The sequence below is a fragment of the Pseudarthrobacter sp. NPDC058362 genome (assembly GCF_042723515.1).
GTDB lineage: Bacteria > Actinomycetota > Actinomycetes > Actinomycetales > Micrococcaceae > Arthrobacter.
The window spans coordinates 134928-153353 of the sequence record NZ_JBHXIW010000006.1; the positions used below are offsets into that span (position 1 = coordinate 134928).

Below are 18426 nucleotides of genomic sequence, written 5' to 3' on the forward strand. Positions count from 1 at the left end.
CCAGGCGGCGAACTAGGATGGGCCTGTGACTGACTCGTTCCGCATCCGGCCTGCCCGTACCAGCGATGTGTCCGCCATCAAGAAGCTGGTGGCGCCGCTGGCCGACCAGCGGATCCTCATGGCTAAGGAGACGGTGGCGTATTACGAGAGCCTCCAGGAGTTCCGGATCGCTGAGTCGGACGACGGCGACGTGATTGGCTGCGGGGCCCTGCACGTCATGTGGGAGGACCTGGCCGAGGTCCGCACTCTGGCAACCTCGCCGGACTGGCGCGGTAAGGGCGTCGGGCACGTCCTGGTTGAAAGCCTGCTGGAGGAGGCCCGGGCGTTAGGAGTTAAACGCGTCTTCTGCCTCACGTTCGAGGTGGGCTTCTTCACCCGGCACGGCTTCTCGGTGATGGCGGACCAATCGGCCGTGGACCCGGAGGTCTACTCGGAACTGCTCCGCTCACACGACGAAGGTGTGGCGGAATTCCTGGACCTTGCCCGCGTGAAGCCCAATACCTTGGGAAACACCCGCATGATCCGCATGCTGTGACGCTTGACTTGTGTTATTCGACTCGCTGGATAAACTGTGGGTGGCCGCGATGGGGGGCCCGCGAAAAGGGACAGTCATTGGGGGCTGTCCCTTTCGCGTAGCCGCGGGTGACGCCGGGATAAACGGACCGATCGGGCGTTGCCGGTGTGTTAGCGGCGGCCGCCGGGGGTCCGGCTAATAAACTCGGGGGCATGGAACGGCTGGAGCTCGAAAACGCCACGGAGATCGAAGTGCTTGACGGACAGATATCCGTCGAGGAGCTCCTGGCTGAGCTGGGCTTCGAATGGCGTGCCGGGACCACCCCTGGTGGAACCAACGCGCCGTTCAGCCAGCCGGCGCTCTTCTAACAGCGGGCCTTCGCTCGTCAGCCCTCCCGCGCGCGCAGGCCGTCCCGGTCCAGGATCACGGACGCGTCCAGGAACCGTCCGCACTGTTCCCCGAAGGGGTAGTTGGCCCGGGGACGGAACGTCAGCGTGCGCACCGGGAGCGCCGAGCCGTCGGTGGCTGTGCCCGTAGCCGTGACGTCGATGACCGACTCGGTCAGGACATCCAGCATGAGCGAACCCACCTTGGTGCCGTCGGGGGAGGACGTCGCTGAGCATGCGCCGTAGGCATCGCAGCCCTGGTCGATGGACGCGCTGCCAGGGCACAATTCGAGCTCCCCTTCCTTGCAGTTCCCGTCCTGGCACGCTTTCAGGTGCAGGGACCTGACCTCGGGGGCGTAGTCTGCCGCGACCGTCACCGCAACCACGGTCGCCTGGGCGATGGCCGGGCACGGCGGGGCGTAAGGCTCGCACGCGGTGGCGAGTCCCGCCGTCGTCATTAACGCGATCAGCAGCCCTGGCCTGCCCATACCTTCAGCGTAGGACTGCCGCGGACGCCCGTCGAGGGTTGTCAGGCAGGCAGCCGGTAGCCCCCGCCGTCGAGCTCGGCGAGTCCGTCCGCGACCAGCCCGGCCAGCGCACGGTCCAGCTGTTCCGGGGCCGTGTTGAGCCGGTGGAGAGCCACGAGCGGCACCCCGATTCCCTCGGGCGCAAAGCCCAGGTCCGCCGGTTCCTGCCGGAACATCTCCGCTGGAACCGGCGCCTCCGCCAACCGCAGGACCGCCATCACGGCGCCGCGGACCTGTCGGTCGGTGCCGTGCCACGCCTGGCCCTTGGGAACGTACGACGGCGGCGGCTCACCTGCAGCGAGCCACGCACAGGAGTGCCGCACCGGGCAGTCGCCGCACCTTGGCGCACGGGCGGTGCAGACCAAAGCGCCCAGCTCCATGACCGCAGCGTTCCAGCGCACGGAGGCGCCGTCGTCGTCCGGTAAAAGCGCGGTGGCCAGGCGCATCTCCGCGGCGGTGAGGGCAGGGGCGGGCAGCGCTGCTCCGGAAACCAGCCGGGCGTGGACGCGGCGGATGTTGGTGTCCACCACGGTCTCCCGGCGGCCAAAGGCGAACGCCGCCACGGCCGCCGCGGTATAGCTGCCAACACCCGGCAACGCGAGCAGTTCGGTGTAGTTTCCGGGCACCTCGCCGCCGTGGTCGCGCACGATGGCGGACGCCGCCGCGTGCAGCCGGAGCGCGCGGCGCGGATAGCCCAGCCGGCCCCAGTGCCGCACGGACTCCCCGGAAGGTTCGACGGCGAGGGCAGCCGGGGTGGGCCAGCGGCGGAGCCATTCCTCCCATACCGGGAGGACACGGACCACCGGTGTTTGCTGCAGCATGATTTCGCTGACCAGGACGCCCCAGGGAGAGCAGGAGGCATGCCGCCAGGGGAGGTTGCGCGCGGTCCTGGAGAACCAGGCGGTGATGTCCTCGTGCAGGCGGGCCAGGTGGTCAGGGTCAGGCTCAGAGCCAGGAGCCACGGCGGCAGGCGTGGTGGAGGGCGTGCCGGCGGGCGCGGAGGTGTCCGCGGGAAGGGCGGTGTGAGTGTCGATTCCAACACTGTAATGGATCGCTCCCGGCCGCCCGAAAACCGGGTCTCCCGGGGGCGGAAGCAGCCGATGTGACCAGCGCAATGGTCCGCCCCGGCGTGGTCCCGGGGTTGAATGCGTGGTGACTCTTTAGCCTAGGAGGATGGGACGGGAAGGCACTTCACCAGCACGGGGCAAGGCGGGCTCTGGATCATCCGCGGTACGGAAGCCGAGCGCTGCCGTGTACCGCCGGCGTCGGCTGTTCCTCGGGGGTGTGCTGCTGGCGATCGTCGCAATGGTTGTTGGCGGCATGGCTGCCGGCGGAGCCTTCGACGGGCGTGAACAGGTTTCCTCAGCCGGCCAGGCATCGCCTTCGGCTGCTCCCTCGGCCTCATCGGCGGCAACCCCGACACCCACTCCCACGCCTTCCTGCGACCAGAAGCTGGTGACCGTCACAGCCGCCACGGACAAGCCTGCCTACGGTCCGGACGAAAAACCCTTGCTCACCCTCAAGGTCACCAATGGCGGAAAGATGCCGTGCAAGGTCAACATCGGCACGTCCCAGATGGAATTCCTGGTCACCAGCGGCGAGGACCGCATCTTCTCCTCGCGCGACTGCCAGGCCAGGAGCGAGGACCTGATCAAGGAGATCGCGCCGGGCGCCAGCGAAACTGCCAACTTCCCGTGGTCGCGGAACCGTACCGTCGAAGGGTGCCGGGCGATCGATGCGAAGCCGGGCGCCGGCGGCGCGTACTACGTGTTCACCGCGAAGCTCGGCGCCAAGACGAGCCCCAAAGCGGTCTTCCAGCTCAACTGATTCCCAGCAACCGATGGGGTTAGAGGAAGCGGTCCAGCAGGCTCGCCTCCGCCATGCGGCTCAGCCCTTCGCGGACTGTCCGGGCGCGCTGGTCGCCGATGCCGTCAACGGTCATGAGGTCATCGATGGTGGCGGCCATGAGGAACTGGAGACCGCCGAAGTGGTCCACCAGCCGGTCTGCAACGGCCTTCGGCACGGCCTTGAGCCCGGACAGCAGCCGGTAGCCGCGCGGCTGGACCACGGCATCGAGTGTTTCCACCCCGCCGGCGAAGCCGATGATGCCCGAGATCTTGCCCAGGTCGATCAGCTCGGTGGGTCCCAGGTTCATTAGTGCATTGACGGCGCCCTCGATGTCCTCCGGAGTGGCATCCGGCCCGGCGTAGTCGCGGATCACGACGTCGCTGCCCGGGCCGCGCCCCGCCGTCAGTTCGTCCAGCTGGAGGGACAGCAGCCGTCCGTCCTCGCCGAGTTCCAGGACGTACTGGGATATCTCTTCGGAGATCCGCCGCACCATTTCCTGCCGCTGCAGGGTCACGGCAACGTCCCGGACGGTGACCATAGCCTCGATTTCCAGGGCGGAGAGGGAGCTGGTGACCTGGTCCAGCCGCGACCGGTAGCGTTCCAGCGTGGCCAGGGCCTGGTTGGCGCGGGCAAGGACCTTCTCGGAGCCCTCCAGGACGTGCCGCAGCCCGTTCACGTAAAGGGCGATGATCTGCATGGACTGGCTGACGGAGATCACCGGAACCCCGGTCTGGATGGCGACGCGCTCGGCGGTCCGGTGGCGGGTGCCGGACTCGTGCGTCTCAATGCTTGAGTCCGGGACCAGCTGTACGGCGGCGCGCAGGATGTTCCCGGCATCCTTGTCACAGATGATGGCGCCGTCCATTTTGGCCAGTTCCCGCAGCCGCGTGGGGGAGAAGTCGATCCCGATGTCGAAACCGCCGGAGCAGATCGAATCGATGGTCCGGTCAGAGCCGAGCACGATCAGCGCGCCGGTGCGTCCCCGCAGGATCCGCTCCAGGCCGTCGCGCAAGGGGGTACCGGGTGCCACCCTGCCCAGAGTCGCCTTGAGCGATTCTTCGGGGCTCCGCGCCATAGGTGTTCCCTTCAAAGGTGCGGACCGCCGCCCGCAGGAATGCCGGCTTCGGTGCTCCGCCGGCAGGATTCAAAAGTGCTCTGATTCCCGCAAGCACCATGATAGAGGTAAGAGGGCCTGTTTTCCGCATGTTCATGCGCCAAAGTGCCCCATCAGGCGGTGCGGCAAACAGCTTCAGGAACGCGTCCGACGGCGGACGGCGGCACCCGCATTTCGCTGCGGTTCACCCTTTGGTAGAGCCAGCCGGGGCAGCTTGTCGCGCAGCGCACGCTCGCAGGGTTTTTCGATGTATGTGTGGGCAAGCCATGCGATGCCCGCCGCAGCGATCAACGCGGGCAACGCGAGCTGCCATGGGAGGCCCTGTGCCCACCGGTTGACGAGGACACCGACCGTACCCAGGACAAGGTAGTGGACCATATAGAACGCGAAGGAGAGCTCGCCGAGCCTGACCAGCCGTGGTGAGGTTAGCAGGCCGCTGGCGCCGGCGATTTCCCGCCGTGCAGCTGTCCAGATCAGGGCAACAATGGCTGGAAGCATGAGCGATTGGTAAACCCACCAGGGGCCCACGTGTGCGCTCGCTGCGAGGACGGTGAGCATGGTTCCTGCAGTGGCGAGGCCCGCTACCAGAAGTTGCGTCCGGTGGGCAGGGGCATAACCCGACTTGAGGAGCAACGCTAGAGCCACCCCGATGATGAACTCAAGAATCCGGTACGGCGGAAAGTTATAGGTGAAGAACTGCGCTGCCCATGCGTTGACCTGTGTTCCCAGAATGACCTGGAACGCAGTTCCCGCTGCAGGTTGCAGAACGCCCAGGAAGACGATGGCGCCCAACAGTTCGCGGGTGCTGAAGCGACGCATTCTCGCCACAAGTGGGGGCAGGAGGAGGTAGAAGAAAGCTTCCGCTGAGAGTGACCACGCGACGGGGTTGAACGATGGTGCTGACGAGGGCCACCAGGCCTGGAGTAGGAACAGGCTGTGAAGGAAGGACACCCCATTCGAATTCGGTGCCACTGGGATCAGTGCAGCGATGGCGAGCGTGGCTGCACTGAGGGGGAAAAGCTTGGCAATGCGGTTCCGGAGGAAGGTTCCAACGCCGTTGTCGGCCGCTCCTGCCCAGGTGAGGACGAAGCCGGACAGTACGAAGAAGAAGCTCACACCGACAAAGCCGACATTCAGGAGAGGGACCGCGTAAAGGCCGAATGCGTGCATGAGCGCCACGGCTGCCGCGGCAAAGAACCTCAGGCTCGTCAGGGAGTTCAGCCGCGCGCCCCTGCCTTCAACCCCTCCAACGGCGAATCCCGCTGCCGCGGCGGCAGTACGGGCTCCGCGCTGTACAGCCGTGTCGGCGGAAGGATTCATGAGGGGACTACTTTCGGGGATGCGTGACGGAGGGCGGGTCCCCGGTCGAGCTGACAACAGGGGGACGCTCGCTGTGCCCTTTAAGGCTAAGTGAAACGTCACGCCTCCAGTGGGCTAAGAGGGACAGGAATGCCAAAGGACTTAGCGAGGATTTCCGCAGGAAGTCGCCGCCGCCTGTGTGCCGGAACGTTAAGCCGCCCGGCCCGCCGTCGTGGTTTGTGCCCCTGCGATAAACTGGATGCTTGGCTGTTTGGCAGCCTGTATCCCCGGCCGCAGGTAAGAAACCCCGCGGCCGCAGTGCCCTGGGCGCGGCTCCATGAAGGCGCTCCGGGCAGCCCCAACCGCAGCGAAGGTAGCACCGTGTCCCAAGATGTCCTGACTCCCGCCCGGATCAATGCGATTCACAAAGAGGCCGGCCGCCGCAGGACCTTCGCTGTCATTTCGCACCCGGACGCCGGCAAGTCCACCCTGACGGAGGCGCTCGCCCTGCACGCGAAGGTGATCGGCACCGCCGGCGCCTCCAGCGGCAAGGCCAACCGCAAGGAAACCGTCTCGGACTGGATGCAGATGGAGAAGGACCGCGGCATCTCCATCAGCTCGGCGGCCCTGCAGTTTTCCTACCGGGACACCGTCATCAACCTGCTGGACACCCCCGGCCACGCCGACTTCTCCGAGGACACCTACCGTGTGCTGGCGGCCGTGGACTGCGCCGTAATGCTCGTGGACGCCGCCAAGGGCCTGGAGACGCAGACCATGAAGCTGTTCGAGGTCTGCAAACAGCGCAACCTGCCCATCATCACCGTCATCAACAAGTGGGACCGGCCCGGCCTGGACGCCCTGGCCCTGATGGATGAAATCACCGAGCGGACCGGCCTGCAGCCCATGCCGCTCACCTGGGCCGTAGGCATTTCCGGCGACTTCCGCGGCGTCTGGGACCTCCGCAACGACCGATTCGCCCGCTTCCAGCGCAACAACGCCGGCGCGCAGATCGCCATCACCGAGTACTTCAGCCCCGAGGAAGCCGCCGCGGACCAGGGCAGCAACTGGTCCGACGCGGTGGACGAGGCCGGGCTGGTCATCGAGTCCAACCTGGAGTTCGATACCGAGGCGTTCCACGCCGGCCGGGCCACCCCCATCCTGTTCAGCTCCGCCGCCCTGAACTTCGGTGTCAAGGAACTGCTGGACGCCCTGGTGGACTTCGCCCCGCCTGCAGCACCCCGCCCGGACGTGGACGGCACCCCTCGCCCGGTGGAGGCGCCCTTCTCCGGCTTTGTCTTCAAAGTCCAGGCCGGCATGAACAAGGCCCACCGCGACCACGTCGCCTTCATTCGCGTCTGCTCCGGAGTGTTCGAACGCGGCATGGTGGTCACCCAGACCCGCACCGGCAAATCCTTCGCCACCAAGTACGCCCAGCAGGTGTTTGGCCGCGAACGCGAAGTCATCGACGAGGCCTACCCCGGCGACGTCGTCGGGCTGGTCAACGCCTCCTCCCTGCGCGTGGGCGACAGCCTCTTCCTTGAAGAACCGGTCGAATTCCCGGCCATTCCGCTGTTCGCACCGGAGCATTTCCAGGTGGCCCGCTCCAAGGACCCGAGCAAGTTCAAGCAGTTCCGCCGCGGTATCGAGCAGCTCGAGCACGAGGGCGTCATCCAGCTGCTCCGCTCCGACCTCCGCGGTGACCAGGCGCCGGTGCTCGCCGCCGTCGGACCCATGCAGTTCGAGGTGGTGGAGGACCGCATGGCGCACGACTTCAGCGCCCCCATGCGCCTGGAGCGACTGTCCTACTCCCTCGCCAGGATTACGACGGCGGACGCGATGCCTGCGCTGGCGAACGTGCCGGGCGCTGAGGTTCTTTTGCGGTCCGACGGCGAATACCTCGCCCTCTTCACCGACGTATGGGCGCTGCGCCGGATCGAAAAGAACCACCCCGACCTCACCCTGGTGCCCATCGGCACCCACAACCCCGCGAAGTAGGGCATCTTGAACGCATCGCAGCCCCGTGCCGTGGTCACCGGCTCCGGCACCATCAACCCGGTGGGTTCCACCGTTCCCGAAACCTGGGCCGGACTCATCTCCGGGACCTCCGGGATCGCCGCGCTGGATGAGGACTGGGCGGAGCACCTTCCGGTCAGGATCGCCGGCCGGGTCACCGCGGACCTTTCGAAGCGGCTCAGCACGCGCGAGATGAAGCGGATGGACCGCTGCGGCCAGCTCGCGTTGATCGCCGCCCGCGAGGCGTGGGCGCAGGCCGGTGCGCCCGAGGTCGATCCGGAGCGGTTCGCTGTGGTCATCGGTTCCGCGTACGGCGGCCTGGGTTCCACCATCGAGCAGGACCGCGTGCTCGCTGCCTCGGGCCCGCGCAAGGTCTCGCCGCACACACTGACCCGCCTGATGGTCAACGGCCCCGCCGCCTGGGTGTCCATCGACCTCGGCGCCAAGGGCGGCGCCCGGACCCCTGTCAGCGCCTGCGCCTCCGGGGCAGAGGCGATTGTCCAGGGAGCGGAGATGATCCGCTCGGGTGCGGCCGACGTCGTGATTGCCGGCGGCGTGGATGCGTCCGTGAACGACCTGGTGATCACCGGGTTTTCCCAGATCCGCGCGCTGTCGGGCCGCTCCGATGAGCCCGCGCGGGCGTCACGGCCGTTCGACGGCGACCGCGACGGTTTCGTGCTGGCAGAAGGGGCAGGGATCGTGGTGCTCGAGAGCGAGGCCCATGCACGTGCCCGGGGAGCCGCCGTCCTGGGTGCCGTGGCAGGAGGTGCGGTGACTTCCGACGCGAATGACATCGTCGCCGCCGACCCCGTGATGCAGCGCCGCGTCATGCAGAAGGCACTGGATTCTGCCGGCCTGCAACCGGCTGACATTGGCTTCATCCACGCCCATGCCACCTCCACGCCGGTGGGGGACCGGCTGGAGGGGCTGGCGATCAACGCCATCTTCGGACCCGACGTGCCGGTCACCTCCACCAAGGGCCACACCGGCCACCTGCTGGGCGGCGCCGGGGCGCTGGCAGCAGTTGTGGTCCTCGAAGCGCTCCGCGAGGGCCGGCTGCCGGGCACGCTGAACCTGCAGGCGCAGGACACCGAAGTGGAACTCAACGTCGTGGCGGAACACGCCCGGGCCCTGTCTGCGGACAGCCCGCGCACCGGCCTGGTGAACGCGTTCGGCTTCGGCGGGCACAGCGTCGCCCTGGTGGTCACCGGCGGATAGCAGCCGGTTATCCGTTAGGCGCCCACCAGGTCGCGGGTCCGGATAATGCGCAGGGCCACGGCCGCCGCGGCCACGGCAACTGCGCCCATGAGCAGGGCGCCTGCCGGGTCGAAGGCTTCGACGGGCATCGCTGAGGAGTGCCGGAACGGGCTGAGGTCCTGCAGCCACACCGGCAGCCCGAGCAGTTCCCCGAACTGCCCCAGCACCAGCGCCGCCGCCAGCGCACTCCACCCGACGGGGCCAGCCCACCGGGAGGCGAACGCGAACACCAGGACCGTCACCGCGGGAAAAACCAGAGCCGCCGGTATGTGGGCCAGGGCAGCCGCGAAGACCTCGCCGGGGCCGCTGCCCCCGGCCTGGGTGATGGTGAGCACGATGGCCGCTGCGGCTCCCGCTGCGGCGGCGACCGCCGCCGTCGTCATTGCTGCGACGGCGAGCGTTCCCGCAAGCCAGCGCGCGCGTGACGCCGGCACGGCAAGGAGCAGCTCGGCCCGGCCTTCCGCTTCTTCCGCCCGCAGCCGGAGCACAGCCTGGATCCCCGCGGCCCCGGCCAGGGTGCCGGCGATGCCGAGCATGGCAGTGGTGAAGAGGTCCACCACCGCGGCATTGCCGGGAACCAGCCGGCTCATCACTTCCAGCAGGGTCGGATTTGCGGCCAGGGCGTCACGGACTACCGGTCCCAGGCCGCCCGCTATGGCGCCGAGCACCCCGGTGGTGAAGCACCAGCTAGCCAGGCTTCCGCGCTGCAGCCGCCAGGCAAGGCCGGGCATCGTCGCCAGCGTTGCACCGGCCCGGGCGGGGCCGGAATCACTGGCCGGGATATAGCTCGCGCCCATATCCCGCCTGCTGCGGAGCGCCACCGCCGCCACTGCCAGGACCGCCGCGATGCCGCCGAGCACCAGCAGCGGAAGCAGATCGGTGTCAGTGAAGGGCCGGACGCGCTGCCCCCAGCCGATGGGCGACAACAGCGAAGGCCAGGCCGGGGCTACGTGCACCAGGGAGGGTCCGACCGTTCCCAGCGCATCGCCTGCGCCACGGACCACGTAGGCTGCACCCACCAGGGCCGCCGCTGTGCCGTTGGCGGTGCGGGCGGACGGCATCACCTGTGCGACCAGCGCCGCGGCGGCCATAAAGAACAGACCCGCTGCCGCTACCGCCAAACCGGCGAGGAACGAACCCGTAGCCGGAAGGCCGGCGGCTATGAATCCGCCGGCAACGGCCAGGACCAGGAAAGCGTTGGCTCCGGTTCCCAGCAGGAGGGTGGCCTGCAGGGGCGCTATGCGGGCCACGGCCGTTGAACCGAGAAGCTCCAGCCGGCCTTGGTCTTCGTCGGCCCGGCTGTGCCGGATCACCAGGAATGATCCCATCAGCCCGGCCAGGACGGCCGTGAAGGAGTAGCCCTGGAAGATTGTCACCGCCCCGGAACTGATTCCGTCCGGGAGCCCCCGCAGGAACAGGAACGCCGGGCTGGCTGCCGCGAGGGCCATCAGGGCCGTACGGTCACTGTCCTCCGCGAACTGTGTGGTGATGGCGACGGCGGCGGCATACCCCAGCCCCGCGATGCCCAGGATCCACGCAGTGAGGATTCCCCGGTCCCTGCGTGCCTGGAGCAGTACCAGGCGCAGCACCGGCGCCATCACCGCACCGTGCTTTGCTCTGCAGGGGGCTGTTGGCCGTAGTGGCGCAGGAACAACTCCTCCAGGGAAGGCGGGGCAGCGGTAATGCCGGTAATTCCTGCGGCGGCCAGCGATTCCATGACATGCCCAAGGTGGGCCGGATCAGCGTCAAACTCGACGGCGTCCCCGTCCGTCCTGAGGTCGTAGACGCCCTGCCATGAGGAGACCGCTTCCGCAGGTGTGGAGGCGATGATCCGGAAGCGTGTCCGGGTGAGGTGGCGGAGCTCGGCGAGGGTCCCCGACTCAACGGCGGCTCCCGCACGGATGATGGTGACCCTGTCACAGAGCTGCTCCACTTCGGCCAGGATGTGGCTGGACAGCAGCACCGTGGCTCCCTCCGCGGTGACCCGCCGGACGTGCCGGCGGAACACGGCGTCCATCACAGGATCCAGTCCTGAGCTTGGCTCGTCCAGCAGGTAGAGCTTGGCCGGGCGGGAAAAGGCGGCGATCAGGGCGGTCTTCTGCCTGTTCCCCCGGGAGTAGGTCCTGGCCCTTTTGCGCGGATCGAAGTCGAACTCCTCGATGAGCTGCCGGCGCAGGGCCTGGTCTGCGCCGCCCCGGAGGCCGGTGAGCAGGTCGATGACCTCGCCGCCGGTCAGGTTGGGCCACAGGGTCACGTCGCCGGGGACGTACGCCACGTCACGGTGCGCCTTGACGGGCTCGGCCCAGGGATCGATGCCGAAAACCCGCACGGTTCCGGACGTGGGCCGGATCAGGCCCAGGAGGACCCTTAACGTGGTGGACTTTCCGGCGCCGTTGGGGCCGAGGAATCCGTGCACTTCGCCCTGCGTCACCGTCAGGTCGAGACCCGCCAGGGCAGTAGTCCGACCGAAGTCCTTCACAAGGCGGGAGGTATGCACGACGGGTGCTTGATCTGTACGCATGGCCGGGTCCGTTCAGGGTCGTCGCTCACGCATATGGCGGACGCAATCTGCGTGCCGCAGGCCTGCGTACCTGCGGGCCGACCAGGCTTCCCGGCTCTCCGTGTCCACATCATACAAGCGCCGTAATCCCCGTGGAAGAGGCTGCCGCCACCCCGGCTAAAGGTCCCTACGACCGGCCATCCGCCACCAGCGCGTCGAGGATCGGGACCTGGCCCTTGACCAGCTTCAGGCGGGCGTCCTGCTCGGGGAACCACCGGGCGTCGTCAATTTCCGGGAAGTCCTGGATCCGGCCGGAACCCTTGGGCCATTCGAGGGGGAACGTATTGCTGCGGATCGCCTCCGGGTCAAACGCTGCCTCGGCGGCGAATACGGTAATCACTTTGCCCGACGGTTGGCGGAAGTCGCCGAGGTGGGTGTATCCGGCGGCGGGAGCGGGAGTTCCCATCTCCTCCTGGAACTCGCGCAGTGCGGCAGCGAGCGGATCTTCGCCTACCGCGTACTCGCCCTTGGGAAGCGACCATGCGCGCTCATCCTTGTGGGCCCAGAACGGCCCGCCCATGTGCGCGATCCACACTTCAAGCACGGCGTCGGTTCGACGCCGGTACAGCAGGATTCCGGCACTTCGGACAGGCATTCCGGCCCCTTCCTGGTTCCGGCGACGAATTCAGGCCGGACGACTTCAAAATGGCCGCAGAAGTTAACCTGCAGTTCACAGCCCTGCTCTAGGGTAATCCTTCAGGCACTTAGCTCGAAGGGACACCCGTCATGGCCAATATTGCTGAGGTTTTGGGACGGCTGACGCCGGAAGAACTGGATGAACTCCGGGGCCTGGGGCCGCAGGGCCACTTGCCCCGCCACCTGGTTGACGCGCTGGACCGGGCAGCCGGCGGACCGGGGTCGGGCCGCGGCTACTACGTGCCCACCGGAAACGTCACCAGCACCGGCGCCCCGCTGCTGGTCCTCCGCAGCGACGTGTCCGGGTGGCTGTTTACGTCCCACCTCGACGACCCGGATCCGCGTCCCATCGCCTAACCGATGAGCAAACTCAGGGCCTCCGTCAGGTGCTCCACTTCCCGGACGGAAAACCCTGCCGGGATTGGCCCCGGACCCGTGTGGCTGGCCGGAACCACGGCGTGGGTGAAACCAAGCCGGTGCGCTTCCTGGATCCGCTGGTTGATGCCGGGCACCGGCCGCACCTCCCCGGCAAGCCCCACCTCGCCGAAAGCGATCAGGCGGACCGGCAGCGGTTTCCGGGCTTTCGCCGAGGCCACCGCCAGGGCAACGGCGAGGTCCGTCGCAGGCTCGCTGAGCTTCACTCCCCCCACGGTGGCCACGTAGGAATCGTCCTTGTGCAGCAGGGTCCCGGCCCGCTGCTGGAGCACGGCCAGCAGCATGGACACCCGCGAGCTGTCCAGGCCACTGGTGGCACGGCGGGGCTGCGAGTTGGGGCTTTCGGCCAGGAGGGACTGCACCTCTGCCAGCAGGGGTCTCCGGCCTTCCATGGTCACCGTGATGCACGTGCCGGAAACCGGGTCTTTGGTGCGGCTGACAAACAGCCCGCTGGGGTCCGCCAGCCCTTCGATGCCGTTCTCGTTCAGGTCGAAGCAGCCAACGTCATCGGTTGGCCCGTAGCGGTTTTTCACGGCGCGCAGCAGCCGCAGCCGGGAGTGCCTTTCGCCCTCGAACTGGCACACCACGTCCACCAGGTGCTCCAGCAGGCGCGGGCCCGCGATGGAGCCGTCCTTGGTCACGTGGCCCACCAGCAGTGTCGTCATGTTCCGGCGCTTGGCCGCGGCGATGATGGAGGCGGCCACTTCGCGCACCTGCGAGACGCCGCCGGCGCTGCCGTCCACATCCGCGCTGCTGAGGGTCTGGACGGAGTCGACGATGAGGAGCCGCGGCTCCACCTTCTCCACCTGTCCCAGCGCCTGGCCGAGGTCCGTTTCCGCGGAGAGGTAGAGGGATTCGGCGACGGCGTCGATCCGCTCGGCACGAAGCTTCACCTGCGCGGCGGATTCTTCGCCCGTGACGTAGAGAACGTCCTGCGCGGTGCGTGCGAACTTCGCGGCGACATCAAGCAGCAGCGTCGATTTTCCGACGCCGGGCTCGCCCGCCAGCAGGATTACGGCACCGGGCACCAGTCCGCCGCCGAGGACGCGGTCCAGTTCGTCCACGCCCGTGGGCAGGAAAGCCGCCGTAGTGGCGTCCACCTCGGCGATGCGGCGGGCCGGCTCCGCAACGGTGGCGGCCGCCGTCGTACGCGCTACGGCGATGCCTGTTTCCTCCACGGTGCCCCACGCCTGGCACTCGCCGCAGCGGCCCACCCACTTGACCGTGGTCCAGCCGCATTCAGCGCATTTGTAGGCGGGCGCTTTAGCGGCCCGGGAAGTCTTCGTTGCCATGCGTTCCACCCTAGCGGCGGCCACCGACAACGAACTGCCTGGCTCCAAACGACCCAACCCAAGAGAGACGTTGCGCGTGACCTGAATCACCGCTATAGTTCAACGTCGAAGGCAATTTCGCCTACAGGATTGTTACTCGTAAGAGGCAAGACCTGAGAAGCACAGCACGTGCGTCTCGGGTCTTTTTTTGTGCCCAAAAATAGACAGAGAGGTCTGACATGGCAACTGTGGACTACCGGTCACTGGCCGGCGACATCGTGGCGGGGGTTGGCGGCGAAAGCAACATTGCCGGCGCCACCCACTGCGCCACCCGACTCCGGCTCAAGCTGCGCGACGAGGCAAAGGCAGACACCGCAGCCGTGGAAAAGCTGCCCGGAGTGATCACCGTGATGAAGGCCGGCGGCCAATATCAGGTCGTGATCGGAGATAACGTTCCTACGGTCTACGCTGAGCTTGGCAGGATCACCAAAGTCACGGACGGCACCCCCGCCGAAGCGGAGACGGCGCCGCAAGGCAACCTCTTCAACCGCTTCATCGACCTCATCTCGTCCATCTTCTCGCCAGTCATCTGGCCGCTGGCGGCGGCGGGCCTGCTCAAGGCGTTCCTCAGCCTGGCCACCCAGCTGGGCTGGCTGGCACCGGAATCCCAAACCAACGTGATCCTGGCAGCCACCGCTGACGCCCTCTTCTACTTCCTGCCGGTGTTCCTGGCTGTCACGGCTGCCAAACGGTTCAAGACCAACCAGTTCACGTCCATGGCCATCGCTGCAGCCCTGGTCTACCCAAGCATCGTGGCGTTGGCCGGCGCGGGCGCACCGGTCAGCTTCGCCGGCATTCCGGTGGTGATGATGAACTACACCAGTTCGGTGCTGCCTATCATCGTGGCCGTATGGCTGCAGGGTTACCTTGAGCGCTTCCTGACAGGTGTCCTTCCGTCAGCCATCCGGAACTTCACCACGCCGCTGCTCACGCTCCTGGTCATGGTTCCACTGGTCCTGATGACGGTGGGCCCAGTCACCACCTTTGCCGCACAGGGCCTTTCCGCCGGGATCAACGCCGCCTTCACCTACGTGCCCTGGCTCGCCGGCGCCATCATGGGCGGCTTCTGGCAGGTTTTCGTCCTCTTCGGACTGCACTGGGGTCTGGTCCCCGGCATGCTCAGTGAAATGTCCACGCAGGGCTACTCGCTCATGATGGGCCCGCTGCTAGCGGCAGTCCTCGGCCAGGCCGCGGCCACCCTTGCCGTCATGCTCCGCACCCGCAACAAGGCCCGCCGTACCGTGGCGGGACCTGCAGCACTCTCCGGCTTCCTCGCCGGCATCACCGAACCGGCCATCTACGGCGTCAACCTGCCGCTGAAGAAGCCGTTCTACTTCGGCATTGCGGGCGGCATCGTCGGTGGCGCCATCGCGGCGGTCGGCGGCAGCGGCGCCAGCTCCTTCGTATTCCCGTCACTCCTTGGCCTGCCGGCTTTCAGCACCGTGGGCAACTTCAGCCTCCAGCTGCTGGGCACCGGCCTCGCCGTCGCCATTGCCTTCACCCTCACCTTCTTCTTCGGCCCGCGTGAGCTGGAAGCCGCGGACGCCGGCGCGCCCCTTCCCGGGTCCGCCGCGGACCCGCTGGAGGCAGGTTCGCCCGTCCCGGTTCAGCCGGCCACCGGCGCGGCCGGACCCGCCGCGTCCGCCGGTACGGCCGGCACCGTGGAGCTCCTGGCTCCCGTGTCCGGTCAGGCTGTGGCACTGGCGGAGGTCCAGGACAAAGTGTTCTCCTCCGGCGCCATGGGCAGTGGCCTGGGCATCGTCCCTGCGGACGGCCGCATCTGTTCACCCGTCACCGGAACCATCAAGGCCGCCATGAAGACCGGCCACGCCTTCGGCATCAAATCCGACGATGGCGTGGAGGTCCTGGTCCACATCGGAATCGATACCGTGCAACTACAGGGGCGTGGCTTCGAAGCAGCCGTGGTCCGCGGCGACCAGGTCCGGGCGGGCGACCTTCTCGCCGTCGTGGACCTGGACCTGGTGGCCGAAGCCGGCTATGACACCACCACCCTGGTGATGGTCACCAACACCGCTCAACTTGCCAGCGTGACACCCGTGGATGGTTCGTCACTGCCCGGCGGCACCCTGGCGCAGGGCCAGGCCGCCATCAGCGTGCGGCCCTGATGCCGCCACATCCAGCCAATCCCGACTGACAAAGGAAAAACTGTGACCACCACTTTCCCTGACGGATTCCTGTGGGGCGGCGCCACTGCCGCCAACCAGCTCGAAGGCGCCTACGACGAGGGCGGCAAGGGCCTGTCGATCCAGGACGTGATGCCCAAGGGCATCACGGAGGCCCCCACCGAGGGGCCGACGCCGGACAACCTCAAGCAGGTGGCGATCGATTTTTACCACCGCTATGCGGAGGACATCGCACTCTTCGCCGAGATGGGGTTCAAAGTGTTCCGGTTCTCCATTGCCTGGAGCCGCATCTTCCCCCTCGGCGATGAGGAAACCCCCAACGCCGAAGGCCTGGCCTTCTACTCCCGTGTGCTGGACGAGCTGGAGAAGCACGGCATCGAACCGCTGGTGACCATCAGCCACTACGAGACCCCGCTGCACCTGGCGCGGAAGTACGACGGCTGGACCAACCGCGAACTGATCGGCTTCTACGAACGCTACTGCCGCACCCTGTTTGAGCACTTCGGCGGCCGCGTGAAGTACTGGCTCACGTTCAACGAGATCAACTCGGTGATCCATGAACCGTTCCTCTCCGGCGGGATCCCCACACCGAAGGACCAGCTCACCAAGCAGGACCTCTACCAGGCGATCCACCACGAGCTGGTGGCGTCGGCCCGGGCGACCAGACTGGCCCACGAGCTCATGCCCGGCGCGCAGGTGGGCTGCATGATCATCGCCTTGCCGGTCTACCCGCTCACCCCGGATCCCGCCGACGTTGTGGCTGCCATGCACACAGCCCAGGACAGCTACGCGTTCGGCGACATCCACTGCCGCGGCGAGTACCCGGGCTACCTGCTGCGCTACTTCCGGGACAACGGCATCGAACTGGAGATCACCGCGCAGGACCGCGAAGACCTCAAAAACACCGTGGACTTCGTCTCCTTCAGTTACTACATGAGCATCTGCGAAACTGCTGACCCCGCCAGGAAGGGCAAGGGTCCCGGCAACATTATGGGCGGAGTGCCCAACCCCACGCTCAAGGCCTCCGAATGGGGCTGGCAGATCGATCCGCAGGGTCTGCGCGTGGCCCTGAACGACTACTGGGACCGCTGGCAGAAGCCGCTGTTCATCGTGGAGAACGGCATGGGCGCCAAAGACCAGCTTGTGGAGGTGGACGGGACGAAAACGGTGGTTGACGACTACCGGATCGCCTACCTCAACGACCATCTTGTGCAAGCGCGCGAGGCGGTGGCCGACGGCGTCCGGCTGATGGGCTACACCTCCTGGGGCTGCATCGATGTGGTGAGTGCTTCGACGGCCCAGATGAGCAAGCGCTACGGCTTCATCTACGTGGACCGCAACGATGACGGCACCGGCACCCTTGCCCGCTACCCCAAAAAGTCCTACGGATGGTACAAGGAAGTCATTGCCACCAATGGCGCCAGCCTGAACTAGCAGCACCCGGCAGCGCACGACGACGGCTGCCGGGTTACGAACGAAAGGAGGACGGCGTGGAGGTGCTTCGCGTCTTTAATAACAACGTCGTCCTCGCCCGGGACGCGGACGGCAGGGGAGAGGTCATCCTCACCGGCCGCGGCCTGGGTTTCCAGGCGAAGCCCGGTCAGCAGGTTGACCAGGCCAAGGTGGTTCGGGTCTTCGTCCCGGAAGACGGCCGCAACGCGGACAACTTCGGTGCGCTGGTGGCCGCCATCCCGCCGGAACACCTGATGCTCGCGGACCAGGCACTCGAGATTGCCCGCGGCGGCATGGCGGGGCCGTTGAACTCCACCACCGTCGTGGCGCTCGCGGACCACCTCAGCTTCGCCATCAAGCGGCTGCGCCAGGGCCTGGTGATCGAATACCCCCTCCGCGCCGAGGTGGCCCATCTCTATCCGGACGAGCTGCGGATGGCCCAGAAAATTGTGGATTTCGTCAACAGCAGGCTTGAGGAGCCGCTGCCCCGCGATGAGGCGGTGGCGGTTGCCCTGCACCTGGTCAATGCCGGTTTTGCCAGCGGAGACCTGTCCTACACGTACCAGATGACCGGGGTGTTCGCGCAGCTGTTCGAGGTCCTGGAACAGGCCTATGGGCGGGCGTTCGACCGGGAAACCGTGAATGCCGCCCGGTTCATCACCCACCTGAGGTACTTCTTCGTCCGTGCCCACACCGGCAGGCAGCTGGCCGAAGGTGCCACCGGCCTGGGATCCGCCATCCGTACCGCCTACCCCGACGCCTACGGAACGGCACTGAAGCTGCAGGCTGTGCTGGAGTTGCGGCTGGGCCAACCCCTCACCGAGGACGAAGTCACCTACCTGACCCTGCACGTGGCACGTATGGCCGATGACCTGAGGCTCCAGCAGGCAGCCGAAACCCAGGGCTGAGG

Annotated in this window: 17 protein-coding genes; 9 read left to right on the plus strand and 8 right to left on the minus strand. The window is 67.2% G+C overall.

The window, feature by feature from the left end; genetic code table 11:
- Nucleotides 1-25: 25 nt before the first annotated feature.
- Together ACFWIX_RS12915 and ACFWIX_RS12920 are read left to right on the plus strand one after the other, a co-directional pair.
- Nucleotides 26-535 (plus strand): amino-acid N-acetyltransferase, encoded by a 510-nt coding sequence (locus tag ACFWIX_RS12915; protein ID WP_377216526.1) that lies wholly within the window; start codon nucleotides 26-28, stop codon nucleotides 533-535.
- Between the two features lie 191 nt (nucleotides 536-726).
- Nucleotides 727-882: a hypothetical protein gene (locus tag ACFWIX_RS12920; protein ID WP_377216527.1), complete on the plus strand. Its 156-nt coding sequence runs from the start codon at nucleotides 727-729 to the stop codon at nucleotides 880-882.
- Nucleotides 883-899: 17 nt separating this feature from the next.
- Here the strand turns inward: ACFWIX_RS12920 and ACFWIX_RS12925 are convergent, their stop codons facing one another.
- Together ACFWIX_RS12925 and ACFWIX_RS12930 are read right to left on the minus strand one after the other, a co-directional pair.
- Nucleotides 900-1388 (minus strand): hypothetical protein, encoded by a 489-nt coding sequence (locus ACFWIX_RS12925; RefSeq protein WP_377216528.1) that lies wholly within the window; start codon nucleotides 1386-1388, stop codon nucleotides 900-902.
- A 41-nt stretch (nucleotides 1389-1429) separates the two neighbouring features.
- Complete coding sequence (locus ACFWIX_RS12930) at nucleotides 1430-2389, minus strand: A/G-specific adenine glycosylase (RefSeq protein WP_377216529.1); 960 nt, start codon at nucleotides 2387-2389, stop codon at nucleotides 1430-1432.
- A 211-nt stretch (nucleotides 2390-2600) separates the two neighbouring features.
- Here ACFWIX_RS12930 and ACFWIX_RS12935 point away from each other — a divergent pair, with 211 nt between their 5' ends.
- Nucleotides 2601-3254, plus strand: a complete 654-nt coding sequence (locus ACFWIX_RS12935) for a hypothetical protein (protein WP_377216530.1) — start codon at nucleotides 2601-2603, stop codon at nucleotides 3252-3254.
- Nucleotides 3255-3273: 19 nt separating this feature from the next.
- On the opposite strand, the gene disA is transcribed toward ACFWIX_RS12935, so the two are convergent.
- Together disA and ACFWIX_RS12945 are read right to left on the minus strand one after the other, a co-directional pair.
- Nucleotides 3274-4350 carry a DNA integrity scanning diadenylate cyclase DisA gene (gene disA, locus ACFWIX_RS12940; RefSeq protein WP_377216531.1) on the minus strand — a complete coding sequence of 359 codons (1077 nt, stop codon included), beginning with the start codon at nucleotides 4348-4350 and terminating at the stop codon, nucleotides 3274-3276.
- A 174-nt stretch (nucleotides 4351-4524) separates the two neighbouring features.
- The gene (locus ACFWIX_RS12945; RefSeq protein WP_377216532.1) at nucleotides 4525-5709 is read right to left on the minus strand and encodes an acyltransferase family protein; all 1185 of its coding nucleotides are present in this window, start codon (nucleotides 5707-5709) and stop codon (nucleotides 4525-4527) included.
- A 360-nt stretch (nucleotides 5710-6069) separates the two neighbouring features.
- Here ACFWIX_RS12945 and ACFWIX_RS12950 point away from each other — a divergent pair, with 360 nt between their 5' ends.
- Complete coding sequence (locus ACFWIX_RS12950; RefSeq protein ID WP_377216533.1) at nucleotides 6070-7683, plus strand: peptide chain release factor 3; 1614 nt, start codon at nucleotides 6070-6072, stop codon at nucleotides 7681-7683.
- Nucleotides 7684-7689: 6 nt separating this feature from the next.
- A complete protein-coding gene (locus tag ACFWIX_RS12955; protein ID WP_377216534.1) occupies nucleotides 7690-8919 on the plus strand; it encodes a beta-ketoacyl-[acyl-carrier-protein] synthase family protein in 1230 nt (409 codons plus the stop codon).
- A 14-nt stretch (nucleotides 8920-8933) separates the two neighbouring features.
- Here the strand turns inward: ACFWIX_RS12955 and ACFWIX_RS12960 are convergent, their stop codons facing one another.
- The 3 genes from ACFWIX_RS12960 to ACFWIX_RS12970 all read right to left on the minus strand — a co-directional run bounded on the left by ACFWIX_RS12960 (nucleotide 8934) and on the right by ACFWIX_RS12970 (nucleotide 12113).
- Nucleotides 8934-10556, minus strand: a complete 1623-nt coding sequence (locus ACFWIX_RS12960) for an ABC transporter permease (protein ID WP_377216535.1) — start codon at nucleotides 10554-10556, stop codon at nucleotides 8934-8936.
- Nucleotides 10556-11479 carry an ATP-binding cassette domain-containing protein gene (locus tag ACFWIX_RS12965; RefSeq protein WP_377216536.1) on the minus strand — a complete coding sequence of 308 codons (924 nt, stop codon included), beginning with the start codon at nucleotides 11477-11479 and terminating at the stop codon, nucleotides 10556-10558. Before ACFWIX_RS12965 ends, ACFWIX_RS12960 begins: the two co-directional genes overlap by 1 nt.
- A 166-nt stretch (nucleotides 11480-11645) precedes the next feature.
- Complete coding sequence (locus ACFWIX_RS12970) at nucleotides 11646-12113, minus strand: NUDIX domain-containing protein (protein WP_377216537.1); 468 nt, start codon at nucleotides 12111-12113, stop codon at nucleotides 11646-11648.
- Between the two features lie 131 nt (nucleotides 12114-12244).
- Here ACFWIX_RS12970 and ACFWIX_RS12975 point away from each other — a divergent pair, with 131 nt between their 5' ends.
- On the plus strand, nucleotides 12245-12511 hold the full coding sequence (locus ACFWIX_RS12975; RefSeq protein ID WP_377216538.1) for a hypothetical protein: 267 nt from the start codon (nucleotides 12245-12247) through the stop codon (nucleotides 12509-12511).
- On the opposite strand, the gene radA is transcribed toward ACFWIX_RS12975, so the two are convergent.
- Nucleotides 12508-13881: a DNA repair protein RadA gene (gene radA / locus ACFWIX_RS12980; protein WP_377216539.1), complete on the minus strand. Its 1374-nt coding sequence runs from the start codon at nucleotides 13879-13881 to the stop codon at nucleotides 12508-12510. The genes ACFWIX_RS12975 and radA overlap by 4 nt on opposite strands.
- 218 nt (nucleotides 13882-14099) lie before the next feature.
- On the opposite strand from radA, the gene ACFWIX_RS12985 reads away from it, so the two are divergent.
- Genes ACFWIX_RS12985 through ACFWIX_RS12995 form a run of 3 tightly spaced genes read left to right on the plus strand, consistent with a single transcriptional unit; the run spans nucleotide 14100 to nucleotide 18424 of the window.
- Nucleotides 14100-16046 carry a beta-glucoside-specific PTS transporter subunit IIABC gene (locus ACFWIX_RS12985; RefSeq protein ID WP_377216540.1) on the plus strand — a complete coding sequence of 649 codons (1947 nt, stop codon included), beginning with the start codon at nucleotides 14100-14102 and terminating at the stop codon, nucleotides 16044-16046.
- A gap of 42 nt (nucleotides 16047-16088) precedes the next feature.
- Nucleotides 16089-17498: a glycoside hydrolase family 1 protein gene (locus ACFWIX_RS12990; protein ID WP_377216541.1), complete on the plus strand. Its 1410-nt coding sequence runs from the start codon at nucleotides 16089-16091 to the stop codon at nucleotides 17496-17498.
- Between the two features lie 56 nt (nucleotides 17499-17554).
- Nucleotides 17555-18424: a PRD domain-containing protein gene (locus ACFWIX_RS12995; RefSeq protein ID WP_377216542.1), complete on the plus strand. Its 870-nt coding sequence runs from the start codon at nucleotides 17555-17557 to the stop codon at nucleotides 18422-18424.
- Nucleotides 18425-18426: the final 2 nt, after the last annotated feature.